This window comes from Methylobacterium sp. J-076 (assembly GCF_022829405.1).
GTDB lineage: Bacteria > Pseudomonadota > Alphaproteobacteria > Rhizobiales > Beijerinckiaceae > Methylobacterium.
The window spans coordinates 73,656-90,293 of the sequence record NZ_JAKSXW010000090.1; the positions used below are offsets into that span (position 1 = coordinate 73,656).

General features: G+C 62.1%; 15 protein-coding genes and 1 pseudogene. 12 read left to right on the forward strand and 4 right to left on the reverse strand.

Annotation, left to right across the window (positions count from 1 at the left end; all coding sequences use genetic code 11):
• Nucleotides 1-67 precede the first annotated feature (67 nt).
• Together MKK53_RS07955 and MKK53_RS07960 are read right to left on the reverse strand one after the other, a co-directional pair.
• Nucleotides 68-631, reverse strand: a complete 564-nt coding sequence (locus MKK53_RS07955) for a chemotaxis protein CheB (protein ID WP_243928158.1) — start codon at nucleotides 629-631, stop codon at nucleotides 68-70.
• A gap of 263 nt (nucleotides 632-894) precedes the next feature.
• Nucleotides 895-1,137, reverse strand: a complete 243-nt coding sequence (locus MKK53_RS07960; RefSeq protein ID WP_279598890.1) for a DUF6522 family protein — start codon at nucleotides 1,135-1,137, stop codon at nucleotides 895-897.
• A gap of 485 nt (nucleotides 1,138-1,622) precedes the next feature.
• On the opposite strand from MKK53_RS07960, the gene MKK53_RS07965 reads away from it, so the two are divergent.
• Together MKK53_RS07965 and MKK53_RS07970 are read left to right on the forward strand one after the other, a co-directional pair.
• Nucleotides 1,623-3,377, forward strand: coding sequence for a GGDEF and EAL domain-containing protein (locus tag MKK53_RS07965; protein WP_243928160.1), 1,755 nt, complete (start codon nucleotides 1,623-1,625; stop codon nucleotides 3,375-3,377).
• A gap of 613 nt (nucleotides 3,378-3,990) precedes the next feature.
• Complete coding sequence (locus MKK53_RS07970) at nucleotides 3,991-4,530, forward strand: MAPEG family protein (protein ID WP_243928161.1); 540 nt, start codon at nucleotides 3,991-3,993, stop codon at nucleotides 4,528-4,530.
• 257 nt (nucleotides 4,531-4,787) lie between these two features.
• Here MKK53_RS07970 and MKK53_RS07975 read toward each other — a convergent pair.
• A pseudogene (locus tag MKK53_RS07975) lies at nucleotides 4,788-5,030 on the reverse strand (hypothetical protein); the annotation flags it as partial.
• A gap of 204 nt (nucleotides 5,031-5,234) precedes the next feature.
• On the opposite strand from MKK53_RS07975, the gene MKK53_RS07980 reads away from it, so the two are divergent.
• Complete coding sequence (locus MKK53_RS07980; protein ID WP_243928162.1) at nucleotides 5,235-5,411, forward strand: hypothetical protein; 177 nt, start codon at nucleotides 5,235-5,237, stop codon at nucleotides 5,409-5,411.
• Nucleotides 5,412-6,060: 649 nt separating this feature from the next.
• Here MKK53_RS07980 and MKK53_RS07985 read toward each other — a convergent pair.
• Entirely contained in the window at nucleotides 6,061-6,951 is an 891-nt protein-coding gene (locus MKK53_RS07985) for a LysR family transcriptional regulator (RefSeq protein WP_243928163.1), read from the reverse strand.
• 172 nt (nucleotides 6,952-7,123) lie between these two features.
• Here MKK53_RS07985 and MKK53_RS07990 point away from each other — a divergent pair, with 172 nt between their 5' ends.
• The 9 genes from MKK53_RS07990 to MKK53_RS08030 all read left to right on the forward strand — a co-directional run bounded on the left by MKK53_RS07990 (nucleotide 7,124) and on the right by MKK53_RS08030 (nucleotide 16,637).
• Nucleotides 7,124-7,432 carry a DUF1330 domain-containing protein gene (locus tag MKK53_RS07990; RefSeq protein WP_243928164.1) on the forward strand — a complete coding sequence of 103 codons (309 nt, stop codon included), beginning with the start codon at nucleotides 7,124-7,126 and terminating at the stop codon, nucleotides 7,430-7,432.
• A gap of 28 nt (nucleotides 7,433-7,460) precedes the next feature.
• On the forward strand, nucleotides 7,461-9,059 hold the full coding sequence (locus tag MKK53_RS07995; RefSeq protein ID WP_243928165.1) for a GMC family oxidoreductase: 1,599 nt from the start codon (nucleotides 7,461-7,463) through the stop codon (nucleotides 9,057-9,059).
• A 209-nt stretch (nucleotides 9,060-9,268) separates the two neighbouring features.
• On the forward strand, nucleotides 9,269-10,501 hold the full coding sequence (locus tag MKK53_RS08000) for a CaiB/BaiF CoA transferase family protein (protein ID WP_243928166.1): 1,233 nt from the start codon (nucleotides 9,269-9,271) through the stop codon (nucleotides 10,499-10,501).
• A gap of 50 nt (nucleotides 10,502-10,551) precedes the next feature.
• Nucleotides 10,552-12,027: an aldehyde dehydrogenase gene (locus tag MKK53_RS08005; protein WP_243928167.1), complete on the forward strand. Its 1,476-nt coding sequence runs from the start codon at nucleotides 10,552-10,554 to the stop codon at nucleotides 12,025-12,027.
• 10 nt (nucleotides 12,028-12,037) lie between these two features.
• Nucleotides 12,038-12,823 carry an SDR family NAD(P)-dependent oxidoreductase gene (locus tag MKK53_RS08010; protein ID WP_243928168.1) on the forward strand — a complete coding sequence of 262 codons (786 nt, stop codon included), beginning with the start codon at nucleotides 12,038-12,040 and terminating at the stop codon, nucleotides 12,821-12,823.
• A 29-nt stretch (nucleotides 12,824-12,852) separates the two neighbouring features.
• Nucleotides 12,853-13,839 (forward strand): quinone oxidoreductase family protein, encoded by a 987-nt coding sequence (locus tag MKK53_RS08015; protein ID WP_243928169.1) that lies wholly within the window; start codon nucleotides 12,853-12,855, stop codon nucleotides 13,837-13,839.
• A 7-nt stretch (nucleotides 13,840-13,846) separates the two neighbouring features.
• Entirely contained in the window at nucleotides 13,847-14,602 is a 756-nt protein-coding gene (locus MKK53_RS08020) for an SDR family NAD(P)-dependent oxidoreductase (protein ID WP_243928170.1), read from the forward strand.
• Between the two features lie 17 nt (nucleotides 14,603-14,619).
• A complete protein-coding gene (locus tag MKK53_RS08025) occupies nucleotides 14,620-15,369 on the forward strand; it encodes an SDR family NAD(P)-dependent oxidoreductase (protein WP_243928171.1) in 750 nt (249 codons plus the stop codon).
• A gap of 71 nt (nucleotides 15,370-15,440) precedes the next feature.
• Nucleotides 15,441-16,637, forward strand: a complete 1,197-nt coding sequence (locus tag MKK53_RS08030) for an ABC transporter substrate-binding protein (protein WP_243928172.1) — start codon at nucleotides 15,441-15,443, stop codon at nucleotides 16,635-16,637.
• Nucleotide 16,638 lies beyond the last annotated feature (1 nt).

Below are 16,638 nucleotides of genomic sequence, written 5' to 3' on the forward strand. Positions count from 1 at the left end.
ATGTTCATAAGCTGATGCTCGTCAGCTTCAGATTGGGATAAAGCAGACACTTGCTATTGCAGAGCCCTCAATCGTTGTTAATACAGTGTGCGACGACCCGCTCGGCCAGTCGAGCACCAGTGAGAGATGCCTCTGGGTGATCGAGCTTCATCGCTGCTAGCGGCATCTCGGGGTATTCAGCCTCGGCTAGATCTTGCACGAGACCAAGGCCACCGCATGCCGTGATTGCACGCATACCCTCAGCTCCGTCGGCATTGCTGCCGCTGAGTACAATACCGACGACACGTTTGCCGTAGGCTTCCGCCGCCGAGATAAACAGCGGATCGGCAGCCGGGCGAGTGAAGTGAACCTTTGGACCCTGATCCAGGCAGATCGCGCCGAAGCGCAGTCGCATGTGATAGTCAGGCGGAGCCACGTAAATCCGGCCAGCTGCAATGGCCTCACCGTGCCGAGCGAAAGCTGCTGGGAGACCGCCACACGCGTTGAGGAGGTCGGGGAGATGGCTCGGCTTCGCGCCGATGTGCTGGACGATAAACATGGAGGCGTTGCAGGGAGTTCGTAGGGCTGAAACGATCTGCCTGAGCGGATCAAGGCCACCAGCGGAGGTGGCAACGACAATGATAGCTCTCATTCCATCACATCAATCGCTGATATTAGATTTTGCTCATCTTCTTTACTCATAGTTCTTAGGAATATTTGTAGATTGTCAGCGCAGATGCGTCGACTCATAAATCCTCTATATGGCTATAATACCTCGAAAATATTCTCATTGTCATCTAAGCTGCACAATGTTTGCCCATCATAAGCCGGAATAAGCTGTCTATAAGGTATCAATCCGAAACCAAGGCGCTGATCGAGCCTTCCTTGAGTATTATAAATCAGCTAGAATCCTATCTATATCATTTTTTCGCTTTTTAAGTAGCCATGTTCGTCGAAAATGCCCTCCCAAACTGAGTTGGCAACCTTCATCGTCACACGAGTCTTGCCATTATCCGCGTCAAATCCTTCCTCAATTCGGCTTGTTACTAGGCCGAGTCTCATCTTTTGCCGCATGATGCCTGGATTGATCATGAGGCGGGAGTGAAGCTGTTCGGGATCAAGCATCCAATCTCCACGTTCGTTGCGCTCTAACCGCATTGGGTGATCCTATCCAGCTTGGCGTCGAATGTGGCGCCGTGATCAATGTTAGCATTATCAAGCGCCACCTACATTGATTATTATGCAAATCAGTAGGAAGCCACCTAATCGGCAAGGGCTACCCATCGCATGACCGGAGCGAATGTCCCCTTCCCCTATGGGACAGTTCAAGACTGGGCAGTCAGGATACCAACCTAAGCAGTCATTCCGGTCGGGACCCAACGTGGCAATTAATGAACGTTTTGTCGATGCTTCGAAGCGGACAGCATAGGGGGATTGTCGCAGAGAATTCAGACGATCTTACCGGGCGCGATGCACGCATAATCAAACGCCAAAGTGGGCAAGCGCGAACCTAATATAAATCAATCTCGAATACTGATCTGTATTGTATTTGATTAATTGTCGCACCCGCTTCTTAGATGTAGAATTTCGAAACGATGATACGCTATAAATTCGATCCACGTTAGTTTTATGTGGTTCGTCAAATGAACGCGGAAGCTGAGCGGCTGCATTCTCTCACTCAACTCGAAATTCTGGGCACGCCCGCCAGCGAGAGTTTTGACCGTATCACTCGCTTGGCCAGCAAGATCTTCAATCTGCCAATAGCCGCGGTTTCTCTGACTGATAGCGATCGGCAATGGTTCAAATCAAGGGTCGGCGTGGAGCACTGGTCTATCCCACGCGAGAAGGCCCCGTGCAGCCAAGTCGCCGAGACTTGTGGCGTGGTCATAATCGAAGATTTCCTTGCAGACCCTTTTTATAGTGACAGTCTTTTGGCCAAGGCTGGTATACGCTTCTACGCTGGCGCGCCCCTAGTCACACGCGACGGCTTCGGCCTCGGGGCCATGTGTGTGTTGGGAATGACGCCGCGAAGGATACATCGGGAAGAATTGACGGCACTTCGTGACCTCGCTGCTACGGTCATGGCGCAGATCGAGTTGCAGCATGCTTTTGGACGGATAGACCCGATTAGCGAACTGCCGAACCGAACGCAGTTCATAGAGGACCTCAGCGACCTCGCGCGGGATCAAACGCCCGGGCAACGGCGGACGGCGGTTTTAGTGGACCTAATCGCCGTGGATCAAATGAATCACGTCGTCCGTGTGATGGGACAGGCTGTCGTAGATGACATGGTCAAGACAGCCGGACGGCTCTTTCGTCATTTGATTGGTCCGCAGCAAAAGGCCTACCACGTCGGCGCCACCCAACTCGCGGCATTAACTCCCGATGGGATGGATGAAATCGCCTGCAGTAATTTCTTGACCGCCCAAGCTGAACGCCTGCGCAAGCTCGGGGGGCCACATGCCCTCGGTTCGACGGTTGTCGGCATTGCGCCATTCCCATTAGGCGGCCTGCCACCCATCGACATACTAAGGATCGCTCAAGGGGCGGCGCTGGACGCCCGTTCCATGAACAAGTCGTTTGAGATCTACTCGCAGGCCCTCGATACGGCCTCGCAGCGAAGCTTCATATTGCTTCGGGATTTCGAGGCCGCCCTGAAAAATCCAGTCGAATTACGATTGGTCTACCAGCCCCGTATCGACCTCGCGACCGGACGTTGTGTAGGTGCCGAAGCGCTGATGCGTTGGACGCATCCAACCCTTGGATCGATCTCACCGGGCGAATTTATCCCGCTCATCGAACGCATAGCTTTGGCCACGCCAGCAACCGCTTGGGTACTGGAGACGGCAATCTCACAAATTGCTCGGTGGCGTAACCACGGCATAGACTTCGTCGTCTCGGTCAACATCTCGTCCACCAATTTGCATGAAACGGATTTCGCCTCGCGTGTCAGCCAAATTCTGGTTCGACATGGCGTGGAACCGGAATGGCTCGAACTCGAAGTAACCGAGACGGCGGTGATGACCGATGCCGCGCAGGCGCTCGTCCAGCTGAGTAAGCTTAGAGCGGCCGGCATCCGTTTGGCGATCGACGACTTTGGGACTGGATATAGCAGTCTGGCCTACCTACAGAGGCTGCCCGTTCATGTTGTGAAGATCGACCGCGCCTTCATGATGGGTCTTGACGTCGACCCTCGTCAGCTATCGCTCGTGACAATGATGGTGTCGATGGCTAAACATCTTGGCTACCGAGTGGTTGCAGAAGGCGTGGAAACTCAGCAAGCGTTAAAGCTTTTGCGAACGACAGGCTGCGATGAAGCACAGGGTTACCACTTTGCCCGTCCGATGGCTGCGGATGAGCTTGTGAGGTGGGTCGGTAGAGACCCAATTGCTCTCTGAAGATATTTCAGAGGCAAGATGCAAGTGGGCGATAGAGACGCCAACAGGCTTAGCTCTATGCCAGAGTTTCTCTGGAGTATAATCGAGATAAATTGGCCGCCTCTATGGCAGCTGCTTAATTTGTCTAGCTTTGTAAAAACGGACCGACTGAAATCCGCCCGATCCAGACGTTCGCCAATCGCCAGCGGATTTCCCCTCCGCCAATCGAACGCCGCAGCGTCAAGGCGCAGCGAGTCATTCGCGCCGCTGCGAGAGTCGAAATTACGTTTGCAAAACGGGCGAGAAGCCGAATGAGATCAATGCTGGCCGGGTTGTTCCGTTTGCAAAATTATCGTCGCGCTTCAACGACTGTGACCAAACTGGGGGACTAGGGGTCGTGGGTTCGAACCCCGCCACTCCGACCATTTATCGCATATAGATCATAAGCTTAGGCCATCAGCGCATGCCATTTTGGTTTGCAAAATCGTGGTTAATTGGCTGCTTTCGACCCAACTCTGCCACTTAATCCCTGCTTCGCTTTTCCCGGGAGCGGACGCCGTTTCGGAGAACCTTCGTTGCAAGCCGCTCGTCGTGCTGATGGAGTGTGCATGGGATACGCGAACGCTGCTGGCAGATGATGCAAGACACTGACGAATTCCATATGGAGCAGCGCCGGGTAGCGGTGGGGATGGCGTCGGGCTTAGCAATCACTGCCCTGGCATTGACGCTGGCTACTTCGTGGGAGCCGGTGGGAATGCCGGTGAAACCGCTTGCTGAACGTCTGCAAGCTGCACTGCGAACAGACCTGTTCGTCATCGTCTGGCTTGCTGCTGCAATCGCGAATGTCGCGCGACTGAGGTTTTTCTCACTTGATGATATCGCAGGAAGCAAGGCAGGGCCCGGATCAAAACCCGTGCAAGATGCCGTAGCATTTCTACAGAACACTCTAGAGCAGAGCATTCTAGCAATCCCAACACACCTGGCGTTCGCGACGGCCGCAGTCCATCCGATGAGCGTGTTGATGATGGTCACTGCGCTGTTTTGCGTCGGCCGGGCAATGTTTTGGATCGGCTATCAGCGTGGTGCACACGGTCGTGCGCTCGGGTTCGCCCTGACATTCTACCCAACTGTTGCGTTGCTGGGGATATCAGCAGTCGACGTCGTTATAGGATGAGACCAGTAAGGCCCCGTCGCCTCGTGTGGTCGAGAGCGCGACGGCGCAATCTCGACCCGAACAGCCGGTCGGATAGCGACCCAACCTCGCCGTTACTACCGATATGAGCTGCACCCATATGCAGACGTGGGGTCTGCGTTCCAATAGGGCTTACGGTGCGGAACGCCAAACGCTTAAGTTGAGGAATGTTTCCGAGTGCTTCGCGAGTGGCACACCAATGGTAGCGCCGCGTGTGGCTCGTGTGATGGGGTTTGGGCTGCGGTCAAGCGCTTGGTATTGAAAGCGACATGCTCGCGGTAGCGCGCGATGACCATCTCAGGCGATCCACCCGACATCAACATTGTCATCGCCTCGCTCGCCGCATGCATTTTCTCAACGACCATGGATTGAGCCTCGGCTCGGCCCTCACGGCCGCCCCAGGCGAGACGGACCATGCGTAGTTCGATGACGCGCTGAGCCTCAATCGCTAGCATCATCGACGAAAAGAAAGGATTGTACATAAGACTCTCCAAGCTGCGGTAGAGGCCGCCAAAATCAACGTGGCTCGAGCCCTGAATGATCCTGACTAAAAATATTGAGGGAAGATGTCGCACCCTCATTCCAATCAAAATCAGTAACTTATGGTCGGGTGCCAAGTTCATCTTATAGCATTGTGCTCCCCGTCGCCCTTCCTTCGACGGTTCTCCCGACGAAAGGCACGTCTCATGGGCAGTGGCATCTTCCTTTTATTTTTGGCGCTTGGCACGATCGGCGGCGTCGGCTTCCTCGCACTGGGCGCGCGGAAGCAAGTCGCTAATTTAAAAGGTGACCCGGAACGCTCCAACCTCATCAAGGACCACGGCGGTGTGCCACGTCCAAACATGCCGGGGACGGAGCATTGAAATCGCGACCATAACGTGGAATCACCGTTCCGTTAAAGCTTGCCCCAGTGGGACGATCTAAAATTTCGGCCAAGTCGTTCCAAGAGGTATGTGCAGAGTTTGGAACGCTCAAAAGGCCGACACCTATGACTCGTGTGGAACGCTGTGGTGCAGCGGGTCTGATCAGACTTGGTCGCAGCGGCGGATCAGGTTGCCTGCAAGTAAATTTTTCGAACCATAAAGAAAGGTTGGAAACGCGCGCGATGGCGACGTCTGCTTCTCTGCGTTGACGTCCGAGAGCGGACCTGCGGCTTTCTACCCAACCCAGCCGTTCAGCGGCGTCTGCCAACGCGACCGAAGTTGGCCGTGAGCGGAATGACCCCTTCGGAGAAAGTCCACCGGAAAAGCGGACGGCCTTCTATCGATTAACGCCAGCCGTACGGACCCAGGTCGGAACTTAACCGGACGAGGTTATTGATCGCCTTTGAGTAGCTGCCGCAATCACAGGCCACAATTTTGATCAAAATGTTTCTTTTGAGCCGTATCGAGCCACCATTCGCCTACACATTACCATCTCATACGGATTGGATGACTATCTTGCGGCTATACGGCTTACATCTTGCTAAGTTGCTACTTGATACGTATCCGTTGCGCTTAATCTAGCACATATCTATTGAGAGTCCGTGCCAATAAGCTGCCTGATCAATTCAATTAGGCGGAGCGGAGCGGGCGATAACGACTGCCCTCGGCTCGTGACTATACCGATGTTGCGGGAAAGCGACGGATTCACGATCCGAAGGCGGAAGGTGAGAGGGTCGTCGCCCTCGGGCAGAGCCACGCGGGGAAGGATCGCCGCACCGAGCCCGCTGCGGGCCATCGAGATCAGCGTCTGCGCCTGGGCGAACTCGTAGCGCGTGTCGAGCTTGACTCCCCGATCCTTCAGGGCTGCCTCGACCGTATGACGAAGCGCAGTCGCTTGGTTGAGTAGCAACAGGGGCATGCTGGCGAGCGTCGCAAAGCCGATCGTCGTGGGCCGGGTCGTGACAAGGCTGCGCGGCACCAAAGCGTATAGCGGATCGACGAGGATCAGATCGAAGTCGAACTCGTCCGACTCCGGCTGTGGACCGATGCCGAAATCGGCCTCGCGCTGGCGAATGCTCTCGAAAAGTGCCTCCGAGGTCAGTTCCCGCACGCGGATCTCAACCCCCGGGTAATCCTGCCGGAACGCCGCCAAGACCTGGGCAAGCCGCGTCTCAGCAATGGTCGGCGAGCAGGAAAAGGAGACCCGGCCTTGCTTAATGTCGGCCGCCTCGCGGATTGTGCGCAGGCCGCTGTCGAGTTCGAGCAAGGCACGCTCGGCGCAAGCCAGAAGTTCGTGGCCTTCGGCCGTCAGCCGCACGTTGCGGGTGGTGCGGTGAAACAGGACGACGCCAAGTTGCGTCTCCAACTGGCGGATCTGCGCACTCACGGCCGAGGCAGAGCGGAAGGACTTTTCCGCCGCGATCCGGAAGCTGCTGTGCTCGCCCACCAGCAGGAAGGTGTGCAGCAGCTTCAGATTCACGTGCGGCAGCCTCCTGGCCTCGAACCTCACTCACTGTCCTCCCCGCCGATCGCTCACCCCACCCTGATAGTGAAGCCAGATAGCACAATCGACAACATAAAGGCGTTTGCCGGTGCAGTCCGCGCAAGCGACAAGTTGGGCTTTCGCGGTGCGAGCGCCTGGGGACACAGTGATGAGCACGCCGAAGGGTTACATATACGCCGAGCTCGACGTTACGGACTCGACGACGTTCTACGATGAATACATGCCCGCCGTGCGGCCAATTTTAGCTGAGTACGACGCAAAATTTCTGATTGCCACCAACAACGTAAAAGTGATTGAGGGCGGTCGCGACGTAAAGCGGATCATCTTGCTGGAGTTCAACTCACCGGAAACCGCGCACGCCTTTTTCTACTCGAAGGCCTACCAGGACATCCTCGATCTCCGGCTCAGATCATCCAGCGCACACCTCTATCATCTGGACGGCGTAACGAAGGGATGATGTCCACTTCCGCTCGTTGGCTTCTCCCATGACCGAGATCTTCGACATCGTCATCGTCGGCGCGGGGACGGCAGGCTGCGTGCTCGCCAACCGCCTGAGCGCCGATCCGGCGCGACGCGTGCTTCTGCTTGAGGCGGGACCGGCGAGTCGCAACCCTTGGATCCATATCCCGGCGGGCGTACCGCGCGTGGTGAACCATCCTCGTCTGACCTGGGGCTACCTATCCGATCCAGAGCCAAGGCTGAACGACCGTCGCATCATCTGGCCCCGCGGCAAGACCCTCGGCGGCAGCAGCGCCATCAACGGCCATGTCTACATGCGCGGAGTGCCGGACGATTACGATGCGTGGCGGCAGATGGGTAATCCCGGCTGGGCCTGGCGGGACGTGCTTCCCTATTTCAAGCGTGGCGAGCGGCATTTCCTCGGGGAATCCGAGTTGCACGGGGGGGCCGGCGAACTGGACGTCTCCCCGCTGCACGAGCCTCACCCGGCCTCGGCGGCCTTTGTGGCGGCAGCGCGGGCCGTCGGCATCGCCGCCAACCCGGATTTCAACGGGCCGCAGCAGGAGGGCGTCGGCTATCTCCAGTTCATGATGCGCGATGGGGTGCGTGCCTCGGCGGCGGCGGCTTTCCTGAAGCCGGCCCGGCGGCGGCCGAACCTCGCAGTGCGGACGGGCGTCCTGGTCCAGCGCCTTCTCTTCGACGGACGGCGCGTCACGGGCGTGGAATACCGCTGCGACGGAGACATCCGTCAGGTGCAGGCGCGCGAGGTCGTGCTGTCGGGGGGAACCATCAACTCGCCGCAGATGCTGATGCTCTCAGGCATCGGCCCGGCCGCCGTCCTCAAGACCCTGGGGATCGCACCGGTGACTGACAGCCCTGGCGTCGGCTCCAACCTGCAGGACCATGTTTATGCCCACTACTTGCGCGCGGTGAATCCCGCCTTCTCGATCAATCGGACGATCGCCAGCAATCTGCGGCTTATCCCCCATGTCCTGCGCTACGCCGCGACACGGCGGGGACTGCTCACCTCGGCCGCGGCTCAGGTCGGTCTGTTCACGCGATCCTCGCCGAGCCTCGACGGGCCAGACCTGCAGATTCAGATGCGGCCCTTCAGCATGATCAGCAAGGGCGGGATGTATGCCGCGAGCCCCGATCCGGCGGTGACGGCCTCCTGTACGCTGCTGCGGCCGCATTCCACCGGCAAGGTCACCCTCCGTTCGCGCGATCCCGGCGAAGCGCCGGGCATGGTGGCGAACTACTTCACAGACGAGCGGGACCTGCCGCCGATGATCGAGGGCCTGCGGTTGCTGCGGCGGATCTTCGCCGCGCCACCCCTTGCCCCGGCGGTCCGCGACGAGCTGATGCCGGGCGGCGGCCACGAATCCGACGAGGAACTGACGCACTACCTGCGCGCCAACGCCCAATCGATGTACCACCCCGTGGGCACATGCCGGATGGGCCAGGACACTGATTGCGTCGTCGACAGCCGCCTGCGGGTGCACGGTGTCGGCGGGCTACGGGTGGTCGATGCCTCGATTATGCCTCGCATTCCCTCGGGTAATACCAACGCGCCGACGATCATGGTCGCCGAGAAGGCCGCCGACATGATCCGGGAAGACGCGTGAGATCCATCGAAATTCCTTGAGATACCTGAGGAGGGCAGCACGCGGCCCTCCTCGACTTATGCCCGCAGCAATTGTGCGGCCAGAGTGCACAATCGGCGCAATAATCGCGTTTGAGGTGAGTGAAGACTCGCCATAGCCTTCATCGAAGTCTTGCGAAGCAGAGCGGCACGAGATCGCAAAGCGCACGCAGTGCAGTCGAGGAGGAGCTCGTGCCTGAAGAGGCCAAAGCCCAGACCGGCCAAGTCGAACTCACTCCTGGTGCCCTCGATGGCGTGCGGGTGCTCGACATCGCGACCTTCGTCGCGGCCCCATTCTGCGGTACGATCCTCGCCGACTTCGGTGCCGAGGTCATCAAGATCGAACAGCCGATTTCGGGAGATTCCCTCCGGCGCTTCGGCACGCCGACCGAATGCGGCGACACACTGGTGTGGCTGAGCGAGGCCCGCAACAAGCGCACGACCACCCTCGACCTGCGCAAGCCGGCCGGCGCCGACCTGTTTCGGAAGCTCGTCGCGCAGTCCGACGTGGTCCTGGAGAACTTCCGCCCAGGCACGCTGGAGCGCTGGGGCCTCGGCTTCGAAGATTTGCGCGCTATCAACCCGAAGCTCGTGATGCTGAGGGTCTCGGCCTACGGACAGACCGGGCCGAAGAAGGGTGAGCCCGGCTTTGCCCGCATCGCCCACGGCTTCGGCGGCCTCGCCTACCTCGCCGGCACGCCCGATGGACCGCCCGTCGTGCCGGGCTCGACCTCGATGGCTGATTACCTCTCCGGCATGTGGGGCGCCATCGGCGTGCTGATCGCTCTACGGTCGGCAGAGGCGACGGGTCGCGGGCAGTTCATCGACATCGGGCTCTACGAGTCCGTCTTCCGCCTCCTCGACGAGGCCGCGCCGGCCTTCGCAAAGTTCGGGATCGTCCGCGAGCGCATGGGACCGGACACCGTCAACGTGGTGCCCCACAGCCATTATCAGACCGGCAGCGGCGAATGGGTCGCCATCGCATGCACCAACGACAAGATGTTCGCTCGCCTCTGTGCGGTGATGCGACAGCCGGAATTGGCGCAGTCCTATGTCACCGCGCCCGACCGGGTCGCTAACCGAGCAACAATCAACGCGAAGGTGGCCGAATGGGTCGGCAGCCATTCCTTCGACGAGGTGATGGAGCGGACGCGGGCGGGTGAGGTGCCCTGCGGGCCAGTCTACTCGATCAAGGACATCTTCGCGGATCCCCACTACGCCGAGCGGGGGAATCTCCTGCGCGTGGACGACGAGCGGGCCGGCCCGCTGGTGCTGCCGAGCGCCGTCCCGAGGCTTTCTGAGACCCCGGCGACGTTCCGACACGCCGGACGAGCGCTCGGTGCCGATAACGCCAGCATCCTCTCGGATCTCCTCGGGCTCGGCCCCGACGAGATCGATGCGCTGAGCCGTGACGGTGTGATCTGAGGCGCCCGCCCACGCTCCATCGCTCGAACGGAAATCCAGGCAGGACGGCCATGCACGATTACAGGATGCATATCGGTGGGGAGTGGGTCTCGGCGGCGTCCGGCGAGACCTTCGAGACCGTCAACCCCTTCGACGGAAAGCCCTGGGCCCGCATCCCCCGGGGCGGGGCGTCTGATGCCGATGCCGCCGTCGAGGCGGCGCACCGAGCGTTTCTGCAGGGGCCGTGGCGCACGATGACCCCGACCGCGCGCGGTCAGATCCTGCACCGGCTGGCGGACCTGATCGAGACCTATTCCGACAGGCTGATCCGCGTCGAGGTCACGGACAACGGCAAGCTGATCAATGAGATTTCGGCTCAGGTAAAATATCTGCCGCAGTACTTCCGCTACTTCGGCGGCCTCGCCGACAAGATCGAAGGCTCGGTCCTCCCCATCGATAAGGCGGAGACATTCAATTTCACCCGACACGAGCCGTTGGGGGTCTGCATCGCGATCACCGCCTGGAATTCGCCCCTGCTGCTCGCCGTCAACAAGCTGGCCCCGGGGCTCGCCGCCGGCAACACCTTCGTCGTCAAGCCCTCGGAATACACCTCGGCCTCGGTGCTCGAACTCGCCACCTTGTTCGAGGAAGCGGGCCTGCCACAGGGAGTGGTGAACGTCGTCACCGGCTATGCCGATGTCGGTGCGGCTTTGGTGGCGCATCCCAAGGTCGCCAAGGTCGCCTTCACCGGCAGCGAGGTGGGCGGTCAGCGGGTTGCCGAGGCGGCCGCCCGCGACTTTAAGCGCGCCACTCTCGAACTCGGCGGCAAGTCCGCCAACATCGTGTTCGCGGATGCCAACCTCGACAACGCCCTGAAGGGCGCCGTCTCTGGCATCTTCGCCGCCACGGGGCAGACTTGTGTCGCGGGTTCCCGGCTGCTGGTCCAGCGCTCGATCTACGACGCGTTCGTGGGCCGCCTCGTGGACTTCGCGGCGACGGCGCGGATGGGCGACCCGATGCGCAAGGAGACACAGGTCGGGCCGGTCACCACCCCACCCCAGTACGACAAAATCCTCGACTACATCGCCATCGCCAAGGCCGAGGGGGCCGAGTGCCGCCTTGGCGGACAGCCGGCCTCGCGCCCGGAGTGCGGTGCCGGGCAGTTCGTCGAGCCGACGATCTTCTCGGGCGTGAACAATGCGATGCGCATCGCGCGCGAGGAGGTGTTCGGGCCTGTCCTGTCCTGCATCCCCTTCGAGGACGAGGACGAGGCGGTCGCCATCGCCAACGACTCGCCCTACGGCCTTGCGGCCGGCGTGTGGACCTCGGATGTCCGCCGCATGCTGACGATGTCGGAGCGGCTGTCGGTCGGCATGGTCTGGGTGAACATGTACCGGGCCGTGAGCTTCATGTCCCCCTTCGGGGGGTACAAGCGCTCGGGGCTCGGGCGCGAGAACGGTATCGAGGCGATCCACGAGTACCTCCAGACGAAGAGCGTCTGGATCAGCACGGCGACCGAGGTCGCCGACCCGTTCGTGATCCGCTGAGGGGATGGTCGTGCCCTCCCCAGAAATTCTTACCCCGAGCTTCCGCCTCGACGGCCGGGTCGCGCTCATCACCGGGGCCGGCGCGGGGATCGGTGAGGCCATCGCCACCGGCTTCGCCGAGGCCGGAGCCGAGACCGTGCTCATCGGCCTGAGCCAGGGCCCGCTGGACGACCTCGCCGGGCGGATCGAGGCCGCCGGTCTGCCGAGGGCCCGGACCTTCGCCCTCGACGTCTGCGACACGCAGGGCATCGCCGCCGCCATCGCCGGGCTGCCGCGGCTCGACATCCTCGTGAACAACGCCGGCACCAACGTGCCGGAGCCCTTCGTCGACGTCTCCGAGGAGAACCTCGACCGCATCCTCGGCCTGAACGTGCGGGCCGCCTTCCTCGTGGCGCAGGCCGCCGTCCGGAAGATGCTGGAGGACCCTCAGCGGGCCGAGCGGGGCGGCGCCGTCATCAACATCAGCTCGCAGATGGGGCACGTCGGCTCCCCCAACCGCACCGCCTACTGCATGAGCAAGCATGCGGTGGAGGGCCTGACCAAGGCCATGGCGGTCGAGCTGGCGCCCCAGCGGATCCGGGTGAACTCCATCGGCCCGACCTTCGTCGACACGCCGCTGATCCGACGGATCGTGGACACCCCCGAGAAGCACGATTTCCTGGTCTCGAAGATCCCCCTCGGCAGCATGGCGAGCGTCCGGGACATGATCGGCGCCGCGATCTATCTTGCTTCGCCCGCCGCCGCGATGGTCACGGGCACATGTCTCCTCGTCGATGGCGGCTGGACCGCCCAATGACCTCTCCTTCAAACGCAGAGATGGACGCGATGAGCGCGACGGCCAAAAGGATCGTGGTGGAGCAGGCCGGACCGCCCGAGGCGATGCGCCTCGTGGAGGAGCCGGTGCCTAGCCCGGCGGCGGGTGAGGTCTTCATCCGGCAGCAGGCGATCGGCGTCGACTTCATCGACACGCAGTTGCGCTCTGGCCTATTGCCGGCGGCCCTGCCGACTGGACTCGGGTTCTCGGCGGCCGGCACGGTGGCGGCTCTGGGCGAGGGTGTCACCGGGCTCGCCGTCGGGGACCGCGTCGCGTACCATTACCCCGTGGCCGGGGCCTATGCGGAGGCCCGCGCCGTGCCCGCGGAGCGGGTGATCCGCCTGCCCGACCAGGACATGTCCGCCGAGGCCGCCGCCGGCGCGCTCTTCCGGGGGCTCACGGCGTGGTACCTCGCCACGCGGATGCGCCCCATCGCGAAGGGAGATACCGTCCTCGTCCACGCCGCTGCCGGGGGCGTCGGGCTCATCCTCATCCAGTGGCTCGCCCATCTTGGGGCGGAGGTGATCGCCACCGTCGGCTCGGCCGACAAGCGGGCGGCCGTGAAGGCGCATGGGATCACCCACTGCATCGCCCTGGACGAGGAGGACTTCGTCACCCGGGTGCAGGAGATTACCGCCGGCAAGGGCGTCTCCATCGTCTACGAGTGCATTGGAAAAGAGACCTTCGAGCGGTCCCTCGGCTGCGCGGCGCGCTTCGGTCTGGTCGTCTCGTTCGGCTGGCCTTCCGGCGATATCGATCCGGTGAAGCTCGCCGACATCCGCAACCGCGGCTCGCTGTTCGTCACGCGTCCGACCATCGCGCATTACGTGGCTGACCCGGCCGATCTGCGGGAGGGCGCCGGCGCTCTATTCGACCTGATCGCGAAGGGCACTATCAAGGTGACGGTCGGCCAGTCCTATCCCCTCGCCGAGGCGGCCCGGGCGCATGCCGATCTCGCCGGCCGCCGGACCTCCGGCTCCACCATCCTGACGGTGTGAGGCGGCCATGCCGGGACTTCTGACGGGCAGAGTCGCGATCATCACCGGCGCGGCCTCCGTGCGAGGAATTGGCTGGGCCTGCGGCCGCCTCTTCGCCGGCGAGGGGGCGACTCTCGCCCTCCTCGATCTCGATGCCGGCGCGGCCCAGGCGGCGGCCGACGCCCTCGGTCCGGGCCATCGCGGCTTGGCCTGCGACGTGCGCAACGCAGCGCGCTGTGAGGCGGGGGTGGCGCAAGTTCTGGCGGAGTTCGGCCGGCTCGACATCCTCGTGAACAATGCCGGCGTCAGCCAGCCCCACCACCTGATGGACAGCACGCAGGACGATTATGACCTCGTCTTCGATTCGAGCGTGCGCGGCACCTACAACATGTCCAGGTCCGTGGTGCCGCATTTCCGGAGGCAGCGCTCCGGGGTCATCGTCTGCATGGGTTCGGTCGCCGCGCAGCGAGGCGGCGGCATCCTCGGTGGGCCCCATTACGCGGCGGCCAAGGGCGCGGTGCAGGCCATGGCCAAGGCGATGGCACGGGAGCTCGGGCCGGACAACGTGCGGGTCAACGCCCTCTCGCCAGGCCTCGTCGAGACGGATCTGCTCCTCGGCAAACTGACGGATGACGGTCGGGCCCGCGCCATCGCCAACACCCCGGCCGGCCGCCTCGCCCGGCCGGAGGATATCGCCGGGGCCTGCCTCTTCCTAGCGAGCGACCTGTCGAGCTTCGTCACCGGCACCGTCCTCGACGTGAACGGCGGCCTGCACATCCACTGACCTTCGGGGACACGCTAATGATGCTCGCAGGCAAATGCGCGGTCGTGACCGGGGGCGCCTCGCCACGGGGCATCGGCTGGGCCATCGCGATGACCTTTGCGGAGCACGGTGCGCGGGTGGCGATCCTCGACCTGCGCGGGCCGGAAGCAGCCGAGTCGGCCGCGGCCATCGGGCCGATGCATCGCGGCTTCGCCTGTGATGTCCGTGACCCTGAAGCCTGCCGGACGGCGACCGCCCAGGCTGCGGCGGCATTCGGTGGGCTCGACATCCTCGTCGCCAATGCCGGGGTGAGCGAACCGCGAAAGCTCTTGGATATCACCCAGGAGGGCTACGACCGCGTCGTCGATACCAGTCTGCGCGGCGCGCTGAACATGGCGCAGGCGGTCGTTCCTTACCTGCTCGACCGGGGCGGCGGATCTATTGTCGCCATCGGCTCCGTCTCTGGCGAGCGGGGCGGCGGCGTCATGGGTGGGGCGCATTACTCGGCGGCCAAAGGAGGCGTGCATTCCCTCGTCAAGGCGATGGCCCGCGAGTTCGCCGCCGAGGGGATCCGCATCAACGCCGTCGCGCCGGGCCTGATCGAGACCGACCTGATCGCCGGGCGCCTCGACGCCGAGAGACGGGCCGCCGTGATCGCGGCGACACCGATGGGGCGGATTGGAACACCAGCCGAGGTGGCAGGTGCCTGCCTGTTTCTCACCTCCGACCTCGCGGCCTACGTCCACGGCGTGACGCTCGACGTAAACGGCGGCCTGCACATCCACTGACGGCGCCATCCGACGGATCGATTCAAAAACATAAGAAAAGGCAATCGTTTAACCCATGGAGGGAACTTTTCATGCCATGCCATCTCGACCGCCGTCACACCCTTGCCCTCGGCCTCGCCCTGCTGGCCGCACCGCTTCCCCTCGCCGTCCAGGCCGCTGAGCCAATCCGCATCGGTATGTCGGGGCCTTTCACAGGGGGGTCGGGGCCGATGGGTGTCTCGATGCGCGATGGCGCGCGCCTCGCGGTCTCCCAGATCAACGCCAAAGGCGGCGTTCTCGGCCGGCCCCTCGAACTGGTCGAGCGTGACGACGAGGCCAAGAACGAGGTCGGGGCGCAGGTCGCCCAAGAGCTGATCAGCAAGGAAAAGGTCGTCGCCAATGTCGGGATCATCAACACCGGCGTCGCGCTGGCGAGCGCCCGCTTCTATCAAGAGGCCCAGATCCCCCTGATTACCCCCGGCCCCTCGGGATCGAGCCTCACCGAACAGTTCGCACCGCCGAATACGGATGCGAGCTACATCTTCCGCGTGTCGCTGCGAGACCGGATCCAGGTCGACATGATCGTCAATGAGATCATCCGCCGTAAGTTCGAGAAACCGGCGATCCTCGCAGATTCGACCAACTATGGACAACTCGGGCGCGATGATCTCGTCAACGGCCTGAATAAGAAGGACATCAAGCCCGTCGCGGTGGAGAAGTTCAACGTCAAGGACGTCGACATGACCGCCCAACTGCTGCGGTCAAAGTCGGCCGGCGCAGACGTCATTCTCACCTACGGCGTCGGGCCGGAACTGGCGCAGATCGCCAACGGCATGGCCAAACTCGGATGGAAGGTGCCAATCGTCGGCTCCTGGACCCTATCGATGCCGAACTTCATCGAGAATGCCGGTGCCAACGGCGAGGGCGCGCGGATGCCCCAGACGATCATCCTCTCCAACCCGGATGAGAAAAAGAAGGCCTTTATCGACGGTTTCGCCAAGATCTCGGGGGGCACCCGGATTCCCGGTCCGGTCTGGGCGGCCCAGGGTTACGATACGGTCTACATCCTGGCCGCTGCGATCACCCAGGCCGGCAGCACGGCCGGACCGAAGATCCAGCACGCGCTGGAGAATCTGAACACCAAGGTCGACGGCCTCATCATGACCTACGATAAGCCGTTCTCCGCCGCCGACCACGAGGCATTCAAGGACACCTCCGTGGCGGTGATGGGCGAGGTGCGCGGCGGCACGATCGTCGCCACGTCCGAGGACAAGAAGGGGACGAACTGAT